This is a genomic window from Citrobacter sp. Ce104, assembly GCF_030334595.1.
GTDB classification, from domain to species: domain Bacteria; phylum Pseudomonadota; class Gammaproteobacteria; order Enterobacterales; family Enterobacteriaceae; genus Citrobacter; species Citrobacter europaeus.
The window spans coordinates 613,819-633,606 of the sequence record NZ_JAOWDP010000064.1 but is presented as its reverse complement, the minus strand read 5'-3'; the positions used below and the strand labels follow the sequence as shown (position 1 = coordinate 633,606).

The following is a 19,788-nucleotide window of genomic DNA, read 5'->3' as shown; positions in this document are numbered from 1 at the left end:
CAGCGTAGGGAAAGTATATCCGAAAGCCGAAAAAGCTATTCGATTGGCATCATATATTTACGGCCACTTATCATCCCGTTTAACTCTCTGTAGCGTAAATCAGGTTGTGGTTTGTACAAGAGTGGTGTATTTTGTTGGTTATGTTATAACGTAACAAATTGAGGTTGCCATGAAACCGGATATTCATCCTTTTTACCGTACCGTGGTGTTTCACGATACCAGTGCCAATGAGTTCTTTAAGGTCGGTTCGACCATCAAGACTGAGCGTGAGATTGAGTTTGAGGGGAAAATGTACCCATACGTGACCCTGGATATCTCTTCCAAATCGCATCCGTACTATACCGGGAAACAAAAAACCTTTGATAACGAAGGCAGCGCAGCTCGTTTCCAGAAACGTTTTGGCCATTTTATTGGCGCTAAGCGAGGTTAAGATGCAGGTACTCAATTCACTTCGCAGTGCGAAACAGCGCCATCCTGACTGCCAGATAGTAAAACGCAAAGGGCGTTTGTACGTTATCTGCAAAACGAACCCACGCTTTAAAGCGGTACAGGGGCGTAAAAAAAGACGTTAGTTTCTTTGCCAGCATTTCAGGGACTAAAGTGCGTTTCCTCCACAGGGACGCACTTTTTTTATCTGTACTAAGGCCGCCTTTACTGGCTGGTCTGGGGGCGGGTTAGGGTAAAGACATCGTAAAACGAGAGTTCGCCCTTACGCGATATCATTTTTTGCAGCTGTGCTTTATGTTCACTATCGACGGAGGGTGAGTGCAGGATGGTGTCGATGAGTGAAGGGGGGACAAAGCGCGTGTTGTACCATTCGCCGTTGTAGCAAACTCTGAAATCCAGCACGTCTATATCTTCAAAGCGGTATCGCGGCGCAACGTCGAAAAAGAAAAACGCGTTGAGTATGACAAACAGAACCACCAGCAGCCATACTGAATCGACTAACGTTTCTGACTGTAGCATCACCGCCAGCGTGGCAAACCACGCAACATACATGCCGATGAACAGCCCTGGGTGTTTGCGAATAAAGCTGACGCTAAAGCGCGGTTTGTTGTCGCGCTTTTCGCGAATATTTAAGTCGTCGATTGTTTCAGTAAGCAGGCGCTGTATTTCTGTCATCTCTTGCCTTCGTGGTGTCTGCAAAATTCAAGTGTGATCGCCCTATTTTAAAAGGGGATACCTTTTGAAGAAAGTAACAGATTAACCACAATTTAGCATAACAGTTACATTTAAGATCACAGCGTTTTGATGATCCTCGCGGGATTGCCCCCAACCACGCTGTTGGCCGGAACGCTTTTAGTGACTACCGCGCCTGAGGCCACAACCACGTTATCTCCCAACGTTACGCCGGGGTTTATCACCGCGCGCCCACCTATCCAGACGTTGTTGCCAATCGTCACGGGTTTACCCAGCTCCATGCCGCTGTTTCGCTCGGTGGCATCCAGCGGATGGGTCGCGGTATAGATATGGACGCCCGGCGCTAACATGCAGTTGTCGCCAATATGGATCGGACAGACGTCGAGCATAACGCAGTCGAAGTTGGCGTAAAATTCTTTACCGAGATAGATGTTGTAGCCGTAATCGCAACGAAAAGAGGGTTCAATATAAGCGCCCTCGCTCTGACCCAACAGCTCATGCAGGATAGCTTGTCGCTCGCTTTTTTCATCGGGAGCGGTGTGATTGTAGCGATGGGTCAACTGACGAGCGCGTAGCCGGTCGTTGCGCAATGTTTCATCTGCCGGGCGATAAAGTTCACCGGCGATCATTTTTTGCTTTTCATTACTCATTACGAATTCCCTGTGTCCTGGAGATCATTTCAACACAGTAAAACGCAATGCCAGCAAGGGGAACGTTCCCGTTGTTTCGCTGTGATCGTAGTCACATGATTTGAATTAAATAACTATTGTAAATACGAAAATGGTCAGCCAGACAAATGTACTGCTATACCTGACTTAACCCGTGAGCAATTAGCGAATGAATTTCCAAACAGAAGTTGGAATCTTGTCGTAGAGCTTATTCATAGTCAATTCAGCAAGGCGGTGATCTGCTGCTGAGTAAAATACAGCCAGTTCGTTGTCGGACAATTCATATTTATTTTTTTCAATAACGCGCTCAAGTGTGTCAATTGTCTGACAACGTCGCAGGCGCATCAAATAATCAGTTTTAGTTAATGGTTTATCGGACATAACTCTTACCTATGATTGTAATAATTTTTAACAAGACAAACTAACAGGATTAGCCCTGGTGGCATTGACAAAACAGCGAAACAGACGATTACCTGACTTCCGCCATTTCTGCAGATCCTGCGTATTAATACCATAACTGCTGAACAACATAAAAGTGTCATCCAGGTATTCATCTATCTGCGCAATCAGCTTATTCTCTTCATTGTACTTAATTTTATAATTAAGAGCGAAGGTTGCAATATGCTCTATCAGTTCATTGAGCTGCAAGCTGGTGGCAGAGGTAGGGTCATTAACCCAGCCATGGTTACTTTGTTCAAGGTTTGCAAGACAGTCATGATACAGGGTTTCGCAGAGAAATTTAAGCTGCGCGATATCATGTCTTTTGGGTGAGTATTCATCCATAACGCATCCCCTTCTTAGTGGCTTAAACTAACCGAACACCTTTCGGGATGGATACAACAAACTACCTGGAACTTGCCCGCGACTCCTGATGATTTAACTATAATCTACTCTAAAAAAGATTTCATCGTCATATCACGAAAAATTACAATTATGCAAAATTATGATGTCAGGTCATTTTTACATTTTAACAGATACGTACGGCTATTCGGAATGGGACAACTTCTTTATTCTTCGGGCAATCATCGGGTTATCTTGATTAGGTTTAGCAACGCAAGGTAACAGTCGACAATGCCAGTCAAAAGCTAGGAATAATCTTAATATTTATTAAAGTAAATAAGAACTCTCAATGTTTTTTAAGAATAGCCTTTAAGCCTACAGGGATTATATCGCTTATTTACCCCAGAGAAAATAAACGATATCGCAATAAGTGGTTTTTATGATTTTTCCAGAAAAAAGGCCGCTTGCGCGGCCTTATCTTTAGAGAGCTATCAATGATGGTCTACTGAGTGGCTATGCTCAACATCTTCGCTTTTGCGGCTAAAGCGGCGGCGTACCACCACAAAGAACACCGGAACAAAGAAGATAGCCAACACGGTTGCCGTTACCATCCCGCCCATTACGCCTGTACCTACTGCGTTCTGCGCGCCGGAGCCTGCGCCGGAGCTGATTACCAGCGGCATTACGCCCAGAATAAAGGCCAGCGATGTCATCAGGATTGGACGTAAACGCATACGTACCGCGTCCAGCGTCGCCTCTATCAGACCTTTACCTTCTTTATCCATCAAGTCTTTGGCGAATTCGACGATAAGTATCGCGTTCTTCGCCGACAACCCAATGGTTGTGAGCAGGCCTACCTGGAAGTAAACGTCGTTGGTCAGGCCGCGGAACGTCGCCGCCAGCAATGCGCCAATAACACCCAACGGTACTACCAGCATTACGGAGAACGGAATTGACCAGCTCTCGTACAATGCCGCCAGACACAGGAATACGACAATCAGTGAAATGGCATACAGGGCAGGGGCCTGGTTGCCGGACAGTCGTTCCTGGTAGGACATACCGGTCCAGTCATAGCCGATACCGGATGGCAGTTTACTGGCCAGTTGCTCCATCATTGCCATCGCTTCACCGGTACTTTTACCCGGTGCGGCCTGGCCTAAGATTTCCATGGAAGGCAGACCGTTATAGCGTTCCAGACGCGGTGAACCATATTCCCAACGTGAGGTAGAGAAGGCGGAGAACGGCACCATCTGACCGTCGCTGCCGCGAACATACCAGTTGCCAATATCTTCCGGCAACATACGGTATTTCGCTTCAGACATGACGTAAACTTTCTTCACACGACCACGGTCGATGAAGTCATTCACGTAGCTTCCGCCCCATGCTGCACCCAGCGTTGTATTAATGTCACTAATGGAAACACCCAGAGCCTGCGCTTTTTCCTGATCGATATCGATCTTGAACTGCGGCGTATCTTCCAGACCGTTAGGACGTACGCCGACTAACAGATCGGGATGCTTCGCAACTTCACCAAACAGCTGGTTACGCGCCTGGGTTAGTTTCTCATGACCTAAACCTGCCTGGTCAATCAGCTGGAAGTCGAAACCGGTGGCGGTCCCTAACTCCACAATGGCTGGCAGGTTAAAGGCAAAGACCATTGCGTCTTTAATCTGCGAGAATGCGCCCATCGCACGTTGAGTAATCGCCTCAACCTTGTTCTCTTCGCCAGGACGTTCACTCCAGTCTTTCAGAGAAACGAACGCGATACCGGTGTTCTGACCACGACCAGCAAAGCCGAAGCCGTTAACGGCAAACACCGATTCAACGTTCGCTTTTTCTTTGGTCAGATAGTAATCCGTCATTTCGTCCAGCACCTTCTGGGTACGCTCTTGCGTTGCACCCGCTGGCAGCTGAGCCATTGACAGGAATACCCCCTGGTCTTCATCCGGCAGGAACGAGCTTGGCAGACGAACGAACAGATAGGCCATGCCCACGACGATTATCAGATACAGCGCCAGATAACGACCGGTGCTGCGCAGAATTCCGCCCACGCTGTCGGTGTAATGGTGCGTGCTCTTATCGAACATGCGGTTAAACCAGCCGAAGAAGCCTTTTTTGCCTTCTCCGTGATCGCCTTTAGCAATCGGTTTAAGCATGGTCGCACACAGGGCAGGGGTCAGAATCAATGCCACCAGGACTGACAGCGCCATCGCCGAAACAATGGTGATGGAGAACTGACGGTAAATTGCGCCGGTAGAACCCCCGAAGAAAGCCATCGGGATAAATACCGCTGACAGCACCATCGCGATACCAACCAGTGCGCCCTGAATCTGGCCCATCGATTTACGCGTTGCTTCCTTCGGCGGTAGCCCTTCCTCAGCCATTACACGTTCAACGTTCTCGACCACAACGATGGCATCATCCACCAACAGGCCGATGGCGAGCACCATCCCGAACATCGTCAGCGTGTTTATCGAGAAGCCGAAAATCGCAAGGACGGCAAACGTACCCAATAGCACCACCGGCACGGCGATAGTCGGAATCAGCGTCGCGCGGAAGTTCTGCAGGAACAGATACATTACCAGGAACACGAGAATGATTGCTTCCGCCAGCGTTTTCACTACTTCGTGAATAGAAATTTTCACGAACGGCGTGGTGTCATACGGATAAACGATCTTCAGACCTGACGGGAAGAACGGTTCCATCTTCTTCAGTTCTTCGCGGATAGCGTTAGCGGTGTCCAGGGCGTTAGCGCCTGTCGCCAGCTTGATACCCAGACCGGATGCAGGTTTACCGTTGAACTTCGCAATGATGTCGTAATTCTCGCCACCCAGTTCGACTTTCGCTACGTCACGCAGACGCACCTGAGAACCGTCCTGATTCACTTTCAGCAAAATTTTGCTGAACTCATCGGCAGAGGTCAGACGGGTTTGCGCGATGATCGACGCGTTAAGCTGCTGGCCTTTCACCGGCGGCGTACCGCCTAACTGACCGGCTGCAACCTGGGCGTTCTGCGCTTTGATGGCGCTGATCACATCAACCGGCGTCAGTTGGAAGTTATTCAGTTTGTTCGGATCCATCCAGATACGCATCGCGTACTGGGAACCGAACAACTGAACGTCACCCACACCTGAAGTACGGCTGATGGCGTCCTTCATGTTGGCGCCCACGTAGTCGGAAATATCCTCCTGCGTCATGGTGCCGTTGGTGTTGATAACACCGACAACCATCAGGAAGCTGCTGGATGATTTCTCAACGCTCACGCCCTGTTGTTGTACTTCCTGCGGCAAAAGCGGCATTGCCAGCTGCAGTTTGTTCTGCACCTGTACCTGTGCGATATCCGCGTCAGTACCAGACTGGAAGGTTAGGGTGATCTGCACGGTACCCGTGGAGTCACTGTTTGAGGACATGTACATCAGGTTATCGATACCGTTCATATTCTGTTCGATAACCTGCGTAACAGTATCCTGTACTGTTTTGGCATCAGCGCCAGGATAGGTCGCGGAGATCGTCACTGCAGGCGGTGCAATAGTTGGATATTGCGCTACCGGCAATTTGAGGATCGCGAGCCCCCCTGCCAACATGATGATAATGGCGATCACCCACGCAAATATTGGGCGATCGATAAAGAAATTAGGCATGTCTTAACGGCTCCTGTTTAAGTTAAGACTTGGACTGTTCAGGCTGGCTACCGCTTGCTGCTTGCTGGTTGTTATCAGCGGTGATTTCCTGCGCTTTTACCTGCGCGCCAGGACGTACTTTTTGCAGCCCAGTGACAATCACACGGTCGCCCGGTTTAAGTCCATCAGTGACTAACCATTTGTCGCCAATCGCTTGTGAGGCGACAATTTGACGAGTTTCAACTTTGTCGTCTGCACCGACAACCAATGCACTGGCATCGCCACGCGGTGTGCGGGTAACGCCTTGCTGTGGAACCAGTAATGCAGTTGGGTTAGTCCCTTCTTCCAGACGTGCGCGAACGAACATACCTGGCAGTAAGGTGTGATCCGGGTTAGGGAAGATTGCGCGTAACGTAATCGATCCGGTGGTTTGATCAACCGTCACATCAGAAAATTCCAGCGTACCGGACTGCGGGAATTTAATACCGTCATTGGTCGCCAGTTCGACTTTCGCTTTACCGTTTTCTTGCTTAAGCGTGCCGTTGGCCAATTCTTGTTTCAGGCGCAGGAAGTCGTTACTTGACTGCGTCACGTCCACATAGATTGGGTCAAGCTGCTGAACGGTCGCCAGTGCGGTCGCCTGACCATTTTGCACCAGAGCGCCTTCAGTAACGGATGACTTACCAATGCGGCCGCTGATCGGCGACGTCACTTTGGTATAGGCCAGATTGATGCGTGCAGTTTCTACCGCGGCTTTCGCGGCGACAACGGCGGCGTTCGCCTGCTGTGCGTCTGCCAGCGCGCTATCGTAATCCTGTTGACTAATGTACTTAGTCCCCAACAGTTTCTGATAACGTTTGACCGTCAGTTGAGCGATATTTGCTGCGGCTTGTGCTTTGGCCAGATCGCCTTTTGCGCTTTCATAAGCGGCCTGGTAAGTAGCAGGATCAATCTGATAGAGAGATACACCCGCTTCGATGTCACCACCTTCCGTGAAATTACGCTTCAGGATAATACCGCTAACCTGAGGACGAACTTCAGCAATGCGATACGCACTGGTGCGACCCGGGAGTTCGGTTGTTATCTGTAGAGGTTCAGTTTTGAGCGTAACAACTCCAACCTCTGGCATCTGCTGGCCCCCTTGTTGGGCCTGTTTGTCGTCACATCCTGTTAGCGCTAAGCTGCCTGAGAGCATCAGAACGACTGCCAGAGGCGTTAACCCTCTGTTTTTGTTCATATGTAAACCTCGAGTGTCCGATTTCAAATTGATCAATGGCTAAAAGCCCATAAACCCATTGCTGCGTTTATATTATCGTCGTGCTATGGTACATACATTCACAAATGTATGTAAATCTAACGCCTGTAAATTCACTGACCTATGGCACGAAAAACCAAACAACAAGCACAGGAAACACGACAGCACATTCTCGATGTCGCTCTGCGTTTGTTTTCGCAACAAGGGGTATCATCCACCTCGCTTGCGGAGATCGCAAAAGCCGCTGGTGTCACGCGCGGCGCAATCTATTGGCATTTCAAAAACAAATCGGATTTATTCAGTGAAATCTGGGAGCTAGCAAAACCTAACATTGATGAGTTAGAGATTGAGTATCAGGCAAAATTCCCCGACGATCCACTATCAGTATTAAGAGAAATTTTAATTTACGTTCTTGAAGCTACCGTGACAGAAGAACGCCGACGTTTGTTGTTGGAAATTATATTCCACAAATGCGAATTTGTCGGGGAAATGGCCTCTGTTCAGTTAGCTCAACGTAGTCTGTGTATTGAAAATTACGACCGTATCGAACAAACATTGCGGCACTGCATGAATGCCAACATGCTGCCGGAAAATTTGAACACGCGTCGCGTGGCGGTGCTGCTGCGTAGCTACGTTACCGGAATTATAGAGAACTGGTTATTTGCCCCAGAATCTTTTGATCTGAAAAAAGAGGCCCGGGAATACATCGCTGTACTGCTGGAGATGTGTCTTCTCTGCCCAAGCCTGCGGGTTAACGTGGCGAAAACCTGCTAACGCTTTGGGTCTGAACCAGGAATTCTCCTGGTCGTTTTGCCTGCTGCTATTCTGCCGGTCACAGCCGTGATATTCTTGCTGCTTGACTATTTTCGGTCACTTTTCCGGTTCAGAAACGTTCATTCTCATGACTATGTTGCAGCTCTATAAACGTTCACAGCATCTTATTGCTATTACCATTCTTTTCTTCATTCTATTGCTATCCTGCCAGTCATCTGCATTTGCGCGGGCGCAACAGAGTGGTGAACTGCCGACGAAAGCGGATATTCAGAGCCAGTTAGACACGCTGAATAAACAAAAAGATCTCTCCGCGCAGGATAAGTTGGTCCAACAGGATCTCATCGATACCATTGCCACGCTGGATAAAATCGATCGCGTGAAGGATGAAACCGTACAGCTTCGGCAGAAAGTTGCCCAGGCGCCGGAAAAAATGCGTCAGGCGACGGATGCGCTAAATTCGCTTAGCGATGTTGATAATGACGATGAAACGCGAAAAACGCTAAGTACGCTCTCCTTACGACAGCTTGAGTCGCGCGTGGCGCAGGTTCTGGATGACCTGCAGAGTTCGCAAAACGATCTTGCCGCTTACAACAGCCAACTGGTGTCGCTGCAGACGCAGCCAGAGCGCGTACAAAATGCGATGTACACCGCGTCGCAACAGATGCAGCAAATTCGCAATCGACTTGATGGCACCAGTGTGGGAGAGGCGGCTTTACGCCCCAGCCAGCAGGTGCTGCTGCAGGCGCAGCAGGCGCTGCTGAATGCGCAGATCGACCAGCAGCGTAAGAGCCTCGAAGGTAATACGGTTTTGCAGGACACCCTGCAAAAACAACGCGATTACGTGACGGCGAACAGTAACCGCCTTGAACATCAGCTTCAGCTCTTGCAAGAAGCGGTGAACAGCAAACGACTGACGTTAACCGAAAAGACGGCGCAGGAAGCGGTAACGCCGGACGAAGCCGAGCGTATCCAGTCCAATCCGTTAGTGAAGCAGGAGCTTGATGTTAACCATCAGCTCAGCCAGCGCCTGATTGCCGCGACTGAAAACGGCAACAGCCTGATGCAGCAAAATATCAAAGTTAAAAACTGGCTTGACCGCGCCCTGCAATCCGAACGCAACATTAAAGAGCAGATCGCCGTTCTGAAAGGCAGTCTGCTGCTGTCGCGCATTTTATATCAGCAACAACAAACGCTGCCGTCGGCAGATGAGCTTGCCGATATGACCAACCGGATCGCCGATTTGCGTCTGGAGCAGTTCGAGGTCAACCAGCAGCGTGATGCGTTGTTCCAGAACGATGCGTTTGTCGCCAAACTGGAAGAAGGGCACAGCAACGAAGTTAATCCTGAAGTCCACGATGCCCTGATGCAGGTCGTGGATATGCGTCGTGAACTGTTGGATCAGCTAAATAAGCAGTTGGGCAACCAGTTGATGATGGCGATTAATCTGCAAATCAACCAGCAACAGTTAATGAGCGTGTCGAAAAACCTGAAAGGGATCCTCACGCAGCAAATTTTCTGGGTTAACAGTAACCGTCCGATGGACTGGGACTGGATCAAAGCCTTCCCACAAACGCTAAAAGACCAGTTTAAGTCGATGAAAATCACGGTGAACTGGGAAAAAGCCTGGCCAGCCGTATTTATTGCGTTCCTGGCAGGACTGCCGCTGCTGCTTATCGCCGGGTTAATCCGCTGGCGTTTGAGGTGGCTGAAGGATTATCAGGCAAAATTAGCCGCCGCGGTGGGGAACCTGCGTAACGACAGCCAGCTTAATACACCCAAAGCAATTCTGATCGATCTCATCAGAGCCTTGCCGGCATGTCTGATTATCCTCGCGGTGGGCCTGATTTTGCTGACCATGCAGCTGAATATCAGTGACCTGCTGTGGGCGTTTAGCAAGAAGATGACCATCTTCTGGCTGGTGTTTGGTCTGTGCTGGAAGGTGCTGGAAAAAGATGGCGTGGCGATTCGTCATTTTGGCATGCCAGCGCAGCAGACCAGCCACTGGCGCCGCCAGATTGTTCGTATCAGCCTTGCGTTGTTGCCGCTCAACTTCTGGTCGGTCATTGCTGAGCTGTCGCCGCTTAATTTGATGGACGATGTGCTTGGCCAGGTGGTCATTTTCCTCAACCTGCTGCTGATCGCCTTCCTGGTATGGCCAATGTGCCGCGAAAGCTGGCGTGACAAAGAGTCGCATGGTCTACGTCTAGTCACCATTACCGTGCTGTCTATTATTCCGATTGCACTAATGGTGCTGACGGCGACAGGGTATTTCTACACCACGCTGCGCCTGGCCGGTCGTTGGATTGAAACGGTCTATCTGGTTATCCTCTGGAACCTGCTGTACCAGACGGTGCTGCGTGGATTGAGCGTAGCGGCACGCCGTATTGCCTGGCGTCGTGCGCTGGCGCGTCGTCAGAACCTGGTTAAAGAAGGGGCTGAAGGCGCAGAACCACAGGAAGAACCGACCATTGCGCTGGAGCAGGTTAACCAGCAAACGCTGCGTATCACCATGCTGGTGATGGTTGCCCTGTTTGGGGTTCTGTTCTGGGCTATTTGGTCTGATTTGATAACCGTATTCAGCTACCTCGACAGCATAACGCTCTGGCATTACAACGGCACCGAAGCAGGGGCTGCGGTGGTGAAAGACGTCACCATGGGCAGTCTGCTGTTTGCGATTATTGCCTCAATGGTCGCGTGGGCGCTGATCCGTAACTTACCCGGCCTGCTGGAAGTGCTGGTGCTTTCGCGACTGAAGATGCGTCAGGGCGCTTCCTATGCGATCACTACGATCCTTAACTACGCCATCATCGCCATCGGCGCGATGACGGTCTTCGGATCGCTCGGCGTCTCGTGGGATAAGCTACAGTGGCTGGCAGCTGCTCTGTCGGTTGGTCTTGGTTTTGGTCTGCAGGAAATTTTCGGTAACTTTGTTTCCGGTCTGATTATTCTGTTTGAACGTCCGGTCCGCATCGGCGATACCGTGACTATCGGTACGTTTTCAGGAACGGTCAGCAAGATCCGTATCCGTGCCACCACCATTACCGACTTCGATCGCAAAGAAGTGATCATCCCGAACAAAGCATTCGTGACGGAGCGTTTGATTAACTGGTCGCTCTCTGATACCACCACGCGTCTGGTGATCCGCATTGGTGTGGCCTACGGTTCGGATCTGGACAAAGTGAAGAAAGTGTTGCTGCAGGCGGCGATGGAACACCCGAAAGTCATGCACGATCCGGAGCCTGCGGTGTTCTTTACCGCCTTTGGCGCCAGTACGCTTGATCATGAACTGCGTTTATACGTACGTGAACTGCGCGATCGTAGTCATACGGTTGATGAACTTAACCGTGCGGTGGATCGTTTGTGCCGTGAAAACGACATTGATATCGCCTTTAACCAGCTCGAAGTGCACCTGCATAATGCGAAAGGCGACACCGTGACCGAGGTTAAGCGTGACATCATCAAGGGTGACGATCCGACGCCTTCGGTAGGTTAAGTTGCAATCAGGGCGGCATATTTGCCGCCCTGATTGTATTTAGTGAGTCAGCGCTGTCAGCTCTTCCTGGGTCAGGCCCGTAAGATGTGTAATCAGGTCCGGTTCCAGACCGCTGGTGAGCATTTTTTGTGCGATATCACGCGCTTTTGCCTGCCGACCTTCTTCTAACCCTTTTTCCAGCCCTTGTTGCATGCCTTCCGCTCTTCCTTTTTCTTCCAGCCATTCGGCAATTGTCATCAGCTGTTCCTTGTACTGTGGCGTACTCTGCGCCAGTTGACGGACAAGTACGCCGGGTTCCGTGGTATTTCCTGCTTTCAGCATGTAATTGATCAAAACGTCGATTTGAAACTCTGTCAGATGATCTTGCGTTAAGAGCGTAATCAGTTGATCCAATAACTCGCTAAGATCCCGTCGACGAATATGTTTTTGCAGGAGTTCCAGCATCGCGACCCGCTGATGCTGCAAGATCTGATTATCTGGCATTACGGTCAGGTCTACCAGTGCAAATTCATTGCCGTAAAGCGCTTTCGCAAGCTGTGGTTCGCCAAACAGGTGATGCCAGTTGAGAGTATAGGGCCACGGACTTTCCATGCCATGGTAAAACAACACCGGTACCACCAGAGGTAAGGTTTTATGCCCGGCGTTAAGGTGATGCTGCATGGCGGCAACAGCGTAGCGCATCAGGCGAAAGGCCATGAATTTATCGGGTTTACTCTGATGTTCAATCAGCGCGTAAACGTAGCCGGGTCCATGTGTTGTTTGCAGGGAATAGAGGATATCTGAATAGCTGGTGCGTAAATCGTCCTCAATAAAGCTGCCTGATTCCAGGGTTAATGTTTCCATATTGCATATATTGAGAAATGCTTCAGGCAAATGGATCTGCAAAAAATCTCGGGCGACCTCTTTTTGCGTCAGCATTTGCCGAAAGACCGCATCGTGCGGCGTGGTGGGGAGTCGTTCCATGATCTGTCCGTTATCGTCGTGATGTTGCGACGACTCTGACACCAAAGCCAATGGCAGACCAGAGGGCAGTTAATCAGTTTGCGAGGTGCCTTCCGCACTTTTAAGCTTGTTTTCATAATCACGCATAACGATCTCCAGCGCGCGTAGCACTGTGCGTGCTGGGAGCTGATTTTCCTCAAGTAAAACAATCAGGTCGACGGCCAGTTTGACCTCGTCCGGGGCATTCTCTAATGACATAAATTCTCCGGGGATTAGCGGGTTAAACGCGCCAGCACGTTTTCTATTCTTGCCAGTGCATGACGACAACGCGCGAGTCGCGCTTCGAATGCTTCTACTTCACGATGCAGTTTTTGCTGTTCTTCAAAGCCGGTAGCCTGAGCCAGGCGCTCTTTGCGTTCTCGCGTCATTTCAACCAGACGGCGTTCAAACTCCTGGTGTTGTACTCGCTTGCGCTGCCAGCGCGCAAGACCTGGAGATGCGCTGTCCCACTCCCGGAGCGACCAACTGGCGGTTTCACGTGAAATCGCCTCTAACTGTGAGGCAAGGTGTTCCGCAAGCCAGCTAATTTGTGGTAGTTGCTGCTGCTCGACTGCGCGGCGCAGGGCCGCGAGATTATCATCTGCTTCATCCAGACAGGCCTGCAGCAACGTGCTGCGGGTGTGAAACAGATGTCTGTCAAAGCGGGCGCTAAGCGTTGCATGGTGCGCCAGGGGGGCACAACGCTGGCGTAGGCGGTTAAGCTGGTTTTCGAGCGTCTGAAGCAGCATGACGGTTTTCACGACAACACTCCGATGAAAATGAGAACTGTTATGCTAAAGTAGCGATTCTCTGTGTTAAGTACTCATATTATGCAACGCATTATTCTAATCATCATTGGCTGGATAGCGGTAGTGCTAGGTACGCTGGGCGTTGTATTGCCTCTGTTGCCGACGACGCCGTTTATACTTCTGGCTGCCTGGTGTTTTGCCCGCTCATCGCCGCGTTTTCACGACTGGCTGCTGTACCGTTCGTGGTTCGGCGGGTATCTGCGCCACTGGCAAAAACACCGCGCGATGCCGCCGGGAGCGAAGCCGCGCGCTATTTTGTTGATCCTGGTGACGTTTGGTATCTCACTGTGGCTGGTCAATATGATGTGGGTACGCGGCCTGCTGCTGGTCATCCTCGCCTGTTTACTGATTTTTATGTGGCGGATCCCGGTGATTGATGAAAAACAACAAAAGCAGTAAAGCGCAATAAACGCTGTTGCAATTGTCTCCCACAGTCAGTAAATTCGACCGTTTTCGAGCACAGGCGCAGGTGGTCAAAGGTTAAGCAAGTGTAACCTTGACTCATATATAGACACAAAATCATTCAAGATACGTCGAGGATGAAGTGTATAGTGCGCCGTGAAGTAATACTGTATTAATCAGGCACAAACTTATGACCGCGACTGCACAGCAGCTTGAGTTTCTCAAAAATAGCATCAAAAGCATCCACGACTACCCAAAACCGGGCATTCTCTTTCGTGATGTCACCAGTTTACTGGAAGACCCGAAAGCCTACGCCCTCAGCATTGAATTGCTGGTTGAACGCTACAAAAATGCGGGTATCACAAAAGTGGTTGGCACCGAAGCGCGTGGCTTCCTGTTTGGCGCGCCGGTAGCGTTGGGTCTGGGCGTCGGCTTTGTTCCAGTACGCAAACCCGGTAAGCTTCCGCGTGAAGTTATTGCTGAGAGCTATGAACTGGAATACGGCACCGATCAGCTGGAAATCCACGTTGATGCCATCAAACCTGGCGATAAAGTCCTGGTTGTGGATGATCTGCTGGCAACCGGCGGCACGATTGAAGCGACCGTGAAACTGATCCGCCGTCTGGGTGGGGAAGTGACCGATGCCGCTTTTATCATTAACCTGTTTGATCTGGGCGGCGAACAGCGTCTGGAAAAACAGGGGCTGACCTGTTATAGCCTGGTTCCATTCCCAGGCCACTAAGTCGGGCTATCTTATCCCGGCTGAAGTAATACCGAGACACACAACCTCGCCGTCGCTGCGAGGTTGTGTTAGCATTATCCCCCTGTGAATCCACCCTCCAGCCTTTCAGAGCCTGCCAATGAGTTATCAGGTCTTAGCCCGAAAATGGCGCCCACAAACCTTTGCTGACGTCGTCGGCCAGGAACATGTGCTGACGGCACTGGCGAACGGCTTGTCGCTAGGGCGTATTCATCATGCTTATTTGTTTTCCGGCACCCGTGGCGTCGGGAAAACCTCTATCGCCCGTTTGCTGGCGAAGGGATTAAACTGTGAAACCGGCATCACCGCGACGCCGTGCGGCGTGTGCGATAACTGCCGCGAAATCGAGCAGGGGCGTTTTGTCGATCTGATTGAAATCGACGCCGCCTCACGCACCAAAGTCGAAGATACCCGTGACCTGCTGGATAACGTCCAGTATGCGCCTGCGCGCGGTCGCTTTAAGGTCTACTTGATCGACGAAGTGCACATGCTGTCGCGCCACAGTTTTAACGCCTTGCTGAAAACGCTCGAAGAGCCGCCCGCGCACGTTAAGTTCCTGCTGGCGACTACCGATCCGCAGAAGCTGCCGGTGACTATCCTGTCGCGCTGTCTGCAATTCCATCTTAAAGCGTTGGATGTCGATCAGATTCGTCATCAGCTTGAGCATATTCTCAAAGAAGAGCATATCGCGCATGAACCACGTGCGCTGCAACTGCTGGCTCGCGCCGCGGACGGTAGCCTGCGCGATGCGCTGAGTCTGACCGATCAGGCGATCGCCAGCGGCGATGGTCAGGTCTCGACCGACGCGGTCAGCACCATGCTCGGCACGCTGGACGACGACCAGGCGCTCTCGCTTGTTGAAGCGGTTGTGGCTGCGGACGGTGAACGCGTTATGACGCTGGTTAACGATGCCGCTGCGCGTGGGATCGAATGGGAAGCGCTGCTGGTTGAGATGTCGGCTTTGCTGCACCGTATTGCTATGGTTCAACTTTCACCCGCCGCGCTCGGTAGCGATATGGTCGCCATTGAACAGCGTATGCGCGAGCTGGCGCGAATCGTCCCGCCAACCGATGTGCAGCTTTACTACCAGACTCTGTTAATCGGGCGCAAAGAACTGCCGTATGCGCCGGACAGGCGAATGGGCGTCGAAATGACGCTGCTGCGTGCGCTGGCTTTTCATCCGCGCATGCCGCTCCCGGAACCTGAAGTCCAGCGACAGTCGTTTGCCCCGGTCGCACCCACTGCGGTGATGACCCCGACGCAGGTGCAGCAGCAGCCAGCGCCTGCGCAACAGCAACAGAATGTGCCGCTCTCCGATGCCACCAGCCAGGTGCTGGCGGCGCGCAGTCAGTTGCAACGTGCTCAGGGAGCAACCAAACCAAAAAAGAGTGAACCGGCAGCCGCTTCCCGCGCGCGGCCGGTGAATAATGCTGCGCTGGAAAGACTGGCTTCGGTGTCGGAACGTGTTCAGGCGCGTCCGGCAGTTTCTGCGCTGGAAAAAGCGCCAGCGAAGAAAGAAGCGTATCGCTGGAAAGCGACCAATCCTGTTGCAGAAGTTAAAGAAGTCGTCGCCACGCCGAAAGCGCTGAAAAAAGCGCTTGAGCATGAAAAAACGCCGGAGCTGGCGGCAAAGCTTGCGGCTGAAGCCATTGAACGCGACCCGTGGGCTGCGCAGGTAAGCCAGCTCTCGTTGCCAAAACTGGTGGAGCAGGTGGCGCTCAATGCCTGGAAAGAAGAGAATGGCAACGTGGTTTGCCTGCACCTGCGTTCCACGCAGCGACACCTTAATTCCAGCGGCGCGCAGCAAAAACTGGCTGAAGCACTGAGTTCCTTAACGGGGTCAACGGTTGAATTGACCATCGTTGAAGATGATAATCCAGCGGTGCGTACGCCGCTGGAGTGGCGTCAGGCCATTTATGAAGAGAAGCTCGCGCAGGCGCGTGAGTCGATTATTGCGGATAATAACATTCAGACGCTGCGTCGTTTTTTCGATGCGGACCTGGACGAAGAGAGTATTCGCCCCATTTGATCGTGAGCCTAATGGTTTGACGGTCGTCATCCCTTAACGTGATTGAGAGAGAAGCCTATGTTTGGTAAAGGCGGTCTGGGGAACCTGATGAAACAGGCCCAGCAGATGCAAGAAAAAATGCAACAGATGCAGGAAGAAGTCGCCAAGCTGGAAGTGACCGGCGAATCTGGCGCTGGCCTGGTTAAAGTGACCATCAACGGCGCGCACAACTGCCGTCGCGTGGAGATCGATCCAAGCCTGCTGGAAGACGACAAAGAAATGCTGGAAGACCTGGTCGCTGCGGCATTCAACGACGCGGCGCGTCGCATTGAAGAGACGCAGAAAGAGAAGATGGCTTCTGTTTCCTCCGGAATGCAGCTGCCGCCTGGCTTTAAGATGCCGTTCTGATGCAAACCAGCCCGCTGTTAACTCAGCTTATGGAAGCATTGCGCTGTCTGCCGGGCGTTGGCCCGAAGTCTGCGCAGCGCATGGCGTTCACGCTGCTTCAGCGCGATCGCAGCGGCGGGATGCGTCTGGCGCAGGCGTTAACGAAGGCGATGTCGGAAATCGGCCACTGTGCCGATTGCCGCACCTTCACAGAGCAGGACGTCTGCAACATCTGCTCGAACCCGCGTCGCCAGGAGAACGGTCAGATTTGCGTGGTGGAAAGTCCGGCGGACATCTACGCCATTGAGCAAACTGGGCAATTTTCCGGACGTTACTTCGTGCTGATGGGACACCTGTCGCCGCTGGACGGTATTGGCCCTGATGATATCGGGCTGGATCGTCTCGAACAGCGACTGGCGTCTGAGCAAATCAACGAACTGATCCTGGCGACCAATCCCACGGTCGAAGGAGAGGCGACCGCCAACTATATTGCTGAGCTTTGCATGCAGTATGGCGTTGAAGCCAGCCGTATCGCCCATGGCGTTCCGGTAGGCGGCGAGCTGGAAATGGTCGATGGCACCACGCTGTCGCACTCTCTGGCAGGACGACACAAGATTAAATTCTGAACAAACGGAGGCCGCGACGGCGGCTTCCGCTTGAAATCCTTCCCGCTTGTCCCCATTTCACCCTCAACGTGTTTTTACCATTGAAAATGGCATTGTTGAGGTAGATCTACATGAAAGGACAAGAAACTCGTGGTTTTCAGTCAGAAGTAAAACAGCTTCTGCACCTGATGATCCATTCTCTGTATTCCAATAAAGAAATCTTCCTGCGTGAGCTTATCTCTAACGCCTCGGATGCGGCAGACAAGCTGCGTTTCCGCGCTCTGTCTAACCCGGATCTGTATGAAGGTGATGGTGAGCTGCGTGTACGTGTTTCCTTCGATAAAGATAAGCGTACGTTGACCATTGCCGATAACGGCGTGGGGATGAACCGCGATGACGTTATCGATCATCTGGGGACCATTGCAAAATCCGGCACCAAATCTTTCCTCGAATCCATGGGCTCCGATCAGGCGAAAGACAGCCAGTTGATCGGCCAGTTCGGGGTTGGTTTCTACTCTGCGTTCATCGTGGCGGACAAAGTTACCGTACGTACCCGCGCTGCGGGCGATAAACCGGAAAACGGCGTGTTCTGGGAATCTGCGGGCGAAGGCGAGTACACCGTAGCTGACATCACCAAAGACGATCGCGGCACCGAAATCACTCTGCATCTGCGCGAAGGCGAAGACGAGTTCCTGGATGACTGGCGCGTACGTTCCATCATCAGCAAATATTCCGACCATATCGCGCTGCCGGTAGAGATCGAAAAATCCGAAGAGAAAGACGGCGAGACCGTGGTTTCCTGGGAAAAGATCAACAAGGCGCAGGCGCTGTGGACCCGTAACAAGTCGGAAATCAAAGACGACGAGTACAACGAATTCTACAAGCATATCGCCCACGACTTCACTGACCCGCTGACCTGGAGCCACAACCGTGTGGAAGGTAAGCAGGAGTACACCAGCCTGCTGTACATCCCGTCCCAGGCACCGTGGGATATGTGGAACCGCGATCACAAGCATGGGCTGAAACTGTATGTTCAGCGTGTGTTCATCATGGACGACGCCGAGCAGTTCATGCCGAACTATCTGCGCTTTGTGCGCGGCCTGATAGATTCCAACGATCTGCCGCTGAACGTTTCTCGTGAGATCCTGCAGGACAGCACCGTCACCCGTAACCTGCGCAGCGCGCTGACCAAACGCGTACTGCAGATGCTGGAAAAACTGGCGAAAGACGACGCGGAAAAATACCAGACCTTCTGGAAACAGTTCGGCCTGGTGCTGAAAGAAGGACCGGCGGAAGACCATGCCAACCAGGAAACGATCGCTAAGCTGATGCGCTTCGCGTCCACGCACACTGACTCCTCCGCGCAAACCGTGTCGCTGGAAGATTACGTGTCGCGGATGAAAGAAGGGCAGGAGAAAATTTACTACATCACTGCAGACAGCTATGCGGCGGCGAAGAGCAGCCCGCACCTGGAACTGCTGCGTAAGAAAGGCATCGAAGTGCTGCTGCTTTCTGACCGCATCGATGAGTGGATGATGAACTACCTGACCGAGTTCGACGGTAAGGCATTCCAGTCCGTCGCCAAAGCTGACGAGTCCATCGACAAATTGGCGGATGAAGTTGACGAATCGGCAAAAGAAGCGGAAAAAGCGCTGACGCCGTTCGTTGAGCGCGTGAAAACCCTGCTGGGCGACCGCGTAAAAGAAGTGCGACTGACCCACCGCCTGACCGACACGCCGGCCATCGTCACCACCGATGCGGACGAAATGAGCACCCAGATGGCGAAACTGTTCGCCGCTGCGGGTCAGGCCGTACCGGAAGTGAAATACATCTTTGAACTGAACCCGGACCACGTGCTGGTAAAACGCACGGCGGATACCCAGGATGAAGCGCAGTTCAAAGAGTGGGTTGAACTGCTGCTGGATCAGGCACTGTTTGCTGAGCGCGGCACGCTGGAAGATCCGAACCAGTTCATCCGTCGTATGAACCAGTTGCTGGTGTCCTGATAGCCGTAATGTAATGCCGGATGGCGCTAACGCTTATCCGGCCAACGAGCAGGCAGCTTATGAAAGCCCGATGAGCGTAGCGCCATCGGGCGTTTTTTTA

Annotated in this window: 19 protein-coding genes and 1 other annotated feature; of the genes, 10 read left to right on the top strand and 9 right to left on the bottom strand. The window is 51.9% G+C overall.

From position 1 onward, the window contains the following. Positions 1–169 precede the first annotated feature (169 nt). Both OGW16_RS13625 and ykgO read left to right on the top strand, forming a co-directional pair. Positions 170–430, top strand: a complete 261-nt coding sequence (locus OGW16_RS13625) for a type B 50S ribosomal protein L31 (protein ID WP_043015414.1) — start codon at positions 170–172, stop codon at positions 428–430. Between the two features lies 1 nt (position 431). Next, a complete protein-coding gene (gene ykgO / locus OGW16_RS13620) occupies positions 432–572 on the top strand; it encodes a type B 50S ribosomal protein L36 (protein ID WP_005125190.1) in 141 nt (46 codons plus the stop codon). 79 nt (positions 573–651) lie between these two features. On the opposite strand, the gene OGW16_RS13615 is transcribed toward ykgO, so the two are convergent. The 6 genes from OGW16_RS13615 to acrA all read right to left on the bottom strand — a co-directional run bounded on the left by OGW16_RS13615 (position 652) and on the right by acrA (position 7,445). Further along, positions 652–1,122: a YlaC family protein gene (locus OGW16_RS13615; protein WP_043015415.1), complete on the bottom strand. Its 471-nt coding sequence runs from the start codon at positions 1,120–1,122 to the stop codon at positions 652–654. Positions 1,123–1,238: 116 nt separating this feature from the next. Further along, positions 1,239–1,790: a maltose O-acetyltransferase gene (gene maa, locus OGW16_RS13610; protein WP_043015416.1), complete on the bottom strand. Its 552-nt coding sequence runs from the start codon at positions 1,788–1,790 to the stop codon at positions 1,239–1,241. A 180-nt stretch (positions 1,791–1,970) separates the two neighbouring features. Next, positions 1,971–2,189 (bottom strand): hemolysin expression-modulating protein Hha, encoded by a 219-nt coding sequence (hha, locus tag OGW16_RS13605; protein WP_002892050.1) that lies wholly within the window; start codon positions 2,187–2,189, stop codon positions 1,971–1,973. Between the two features lie 27 nt (positions 2,190–2,216). Further along, entirely contained in the window at positions 2,217–2,591 is a 375-nt protein-coding gene (tomB, locus tag OGW16_RS13600) for an Hha toxicity modulator TomB (RefSeq protein WP_047413009.1), read from the bottom strand. Between the two features lie 488 nt (positions 2,592–3,079). After that, complete coding sequence (gene acrB / locus OGW16_RS13595) at positions 3,080–6,229, bottom strand: efflux RND transporter permease AcrB (RefSeq protein ID WP_043015417.1); 3,150 nt, start codon at positions 6,227–6,229, stop codon at positions 3,080–3,082. A 22-nt stretch (positions 6,230–6,251) separates the two neighbouring features. Beyond that, positions 6,252–7,445: a multidrug efflux RND transporter periplasmic adaptor subunit AcrA gene (gene acrA, locus OGW16_RS13590; protein ID WP_286518521.1), complete on the bottom strand. Its 1,194-nt coding sequence runs from the start codon at positions 7,443–7,445 to the stop codon at positions 6,252–6,254. A 141-nt stretch (positions 7,446–7,586) separates the two neighbouring features. Here acrA and acrR point away from each other — a divergent pair, with 141 nt between their 5' ends. Together acrR and mscK are read left to right on the top strand one after the other, a co-directional pair. Continuing rightward, on the top strand, positions 7,587–8,237 hold the full coding sequence (gene acrR, locus OGW16_RS13585) for a multidrug efflux transporter transcriptional repressor AcrR (protein WP_043015419.1): 651 nt from the start codon (positions 7,587–7,589) through the stop codon (positions 8,235–8,237). Positions 8,238–8,364: 127 nt separating this feature from the next. Continuing rightward, positions 8,365–11,730, top strand: coding sequence for a mechanosensitive channel MscK (mscK, locus tag OGW16_RS13580; RefSeq protein ID WP_043015420.1), 3,366 nt, complete (start codon positions 8,365–8,367; stop codon positions 11,728–11,730). Positions 11,731–11,769: 39 nt separating this feature from the next. On the opposite strand, the gene OGW16_RS13575 is transcribed toward mscK, so the two are convergent. The 3 genes from OGW16_RS13575 to priC all read right to left on the bottom strand — a co-directional run bounded on the left by OGW16_RS13575 (position 11,770) and on the right by priC (position 13,472). Beyond that, positions 11,770–12,693 carry an Rpn family recombination-promoting nuclease/putative transposase gene (locus tag OGW16_RS13575; protein ID WP_286518520.1) on the bottom strand — a complete coding sequence of 308 codons (924 nt, stop codon included), beginning with the start codon at positions 12,691–12,693 and terminating at the stop codon, positions 11,770–11,772. A gap of 69 nt (positions 12,694–12,762) precedes the next feature. After that, complete coding sequence (gene rsmS, locus OGW16_RS13570) at positions 12,763–12,930, bottom strand: pleiotropic regulatory protein RsmS (protein ID WP_072033944.1); 168 nt, start codon at positions 12,928–12,930, stop codon at positions 12,763–12,765. Positions 12,931–12,944: 14 nt separating this feature from the next. Then, positions 12,945–13,472 carry a primosomal replication protein N'' gene (gene priC, locus OGW16_RS13565; protein ID WP_043015421.1) on the bottom strand — a complete coding sequence of 176 codons (528 nt, stop codon included), beginning with the start codon at positions 13,470–13,472 and terminating at the stop codon, positions 12,945–12,947. Positions 13,473–13,541: 69 nt separating this feature from the next. On the opposite strand from priC, the gene OGW16_RS13560 reads away from it, so the two are divergent. The 6 genes from OGW16_RS13560 (at position 13,542) to htpG (ending at position 19,688) form a co-directional block, all read left to right on the top strand. Continuing rightward, on the top strand, positions 13,542–13,919 hold the full coding sequence (locus OGW16_RS13560) for a DUF454 family protein (RefSeq protein WP_008783969.1): 378 nt from the start codon (positions 13,542–13,544) through the stop codon (positions 13,917–13,919). Positions 13,920–14,112: 193 nt separating this feature from the next. Continuing rightward, positions 14,113–14,664 (top strand): adenine phosphoribosyltransferase, encoded by a 552-nt coding sequence (apt, locus tag OGW16_RS13555; RefSeq protein WP_043015422.1) that lies wholly within the window; start codon positions 14,113–14,115, stop codon positions 14,662–14,664. 118 nt (positions 14,665–14,782) lie between these two features. Next, entirely contained in the window at positions 14,783–16,711 is a 1,929-nt protein-coding gene (dnaX, locus tag OGW16_RS13550) for a DNA polymerase III subunit gamma/tau (protein WP_075145059.1), read from the top strand. Next, positions 16,044–16,108 (top strand) — a sequence feature (DnaX frameshifting element). (Overlaps the previous gene by 65 nt.) Before the next feature lie 57 nt (positions 16,712–16,768). Next, positions 16,769–17,098, top strand: a complete 330-nt coding sequence (locus OGW16_RS13545; RefSeq protein WP_003021764.1) for a YbaB/EbfC family nucleoid-associated protein — start codon at positions 16,769–16,771, stop codon at positions 17,096–17,098. Beyond that, positions 17,098–17,703 carry a recombination mediator RecR gene (gene recR, locus OGW16_RS13540; RefSeq protein WP_003021767.1) on the top strand — a complete coding sequence of 202 codons (606 nt, stop codon included), beginning with the start codon at positions 17,098–17,100 and terminating at the stop codon, positions 17,701–17,703. The genes OGW16_RS13545 and recR overlap by 1 nt, the downstream gene beginning before the upstream one ends. 110 nt (positions 17,704–17,813) lie before the next feature. Then, on the top strand, positions 17,814–19,688 hold the full coding sequence (htpG, locus tag OGW16_RS13535; RefSeq protein WP_032942554.1) for a molecular chaperone HtpG: 1,875 nt from the start codon (positions 17,814–17,816) through the stop codon (positions 19,686–19,688). Positions 19,689–19,788 lie beyond the last annotated feature (100 nt).

Excerpts from the sequence above, each read along its gene's own strand:
- recR (WP_003021767.1), top strand. The coding sequence starts at position 17,098 with ATGCAAACCAGCCCGCTGTTAACTCAGCTTATGGAAGCATTGCGCTGT.
- rsmS (WP_072033944.1), bottom strand. The coding sequence starts at position 12,930 with ATGTCATTAGAGAATGCCCCGGACGAGGTCAAACTGGCCGTCGACCTG.
- acrA (WP_286518521.1), bottom strand. The coding sequence starts at position 7,445 with ATGAACAAAAACAGAGGGTTAACGCCTCTGGCAGTCGTTCTGATGCTC.
- htpG (WP_032942554.1), top strand. The coding sequence starts at position 17,814 with ATGAAAGGACAAGAAACTCGTGGTTTTCAGTCAGAAGTAAAACAGCTT.
- dnaX (WP_075145059.1), top strand. The coding sequence starts at position 14,783 with ATGAGTTATCAGGTCTTAGCCCGAAAATGGCGCCCACAAACCTTTGCT.
- ykgO (WP_005125190.1), top strand. The coding sequence starts at position 432 with ATGCAGGTACTCAATTCACTTCGCAGTGCGAAACAGCGCCATCCTGAC.
- OGW16_RS13625 (WP_043015414.1), top strand. The coding sequence starts at position 170 with ATGAAACCGGATATTCATCCTTTTTACCGTACCGTGGTGTTTCACGAT.
- acrR (WP_043015419.1), top strand. The coding sequence starts at position 7,587 with ATGGCACGAAAAACCAAACAACAAGCACAGGAAACACGACAGCACATT.
- OGW16_RS13575 (WP_286518520.1), bottom strand. The coding sequence starts at position 12,693 with ATGGAACGACTCCCCACCACGCCGCACGATGCGGTCTTTCGGCAAATG.
- OGW16_RS13615 (WP_043015415.1), bottom strand. The coding sequence starts at position 1,122 with ATGACAGAAATACAGCGCCTGCTTACTGAAACAATCGACGACTTAAAT.
- acrB (WP_043015417.1), bottom strand. The coding sequence starts at position 6,229 with ATGCCTAATTTCTTTATCGATCGCCCAATATTTGCGTGGGTGATCGCC.
- OGW16_RS13545 (WP_003021764.1), top strand. The coding sequence starts at position 16,769 with ATGTTTGGTAAAGGCGGTCTGGGGAACCTGATGAAACAGGCCCAGCAG.
- maa (WP_043015416.1), bottom strand. The coding sequence starts at position 1,790 with ATGAGTAATGAAAAGCAAAAAATGATCGCCGGTGAACTTTATCGCCCG.
- apt (WP_043015422.1), top strand. The coding sequence starts at position 14,113 with ATGACCGCGACTGCACAGCAGCTTGAGTTTCTCAAAAATAGCATCAAA.
- mscK (WP_043015420.1), top strand. The coding sequence starts at position 8,365 with ATGACTATGTTGCAGCTCTATAAACGTTCACAGCATCTTATTGCTATT.
- hha (WP_002892050.1), bottom strand. The coding sequence starts at position 2,189 with ATGTCCGATAAACCATTAACTAAAACTGATTATTTGATGCGCCTGCGA.
- tomB (WP_047413009.1), bottom strand. The coding sequence starts at position 2,591 with ATGGATGAATACTCACCCAAAAGACATGATATCGCGCAGCTTAAATTT.
- OGW16_RS13560 (WP_008783969.1), top strand. The coding sequence starts at position 13,542 with ATGCAACGCATTATTCTAATCATCATTGGCTGGATAGCGGTAGTGCTA.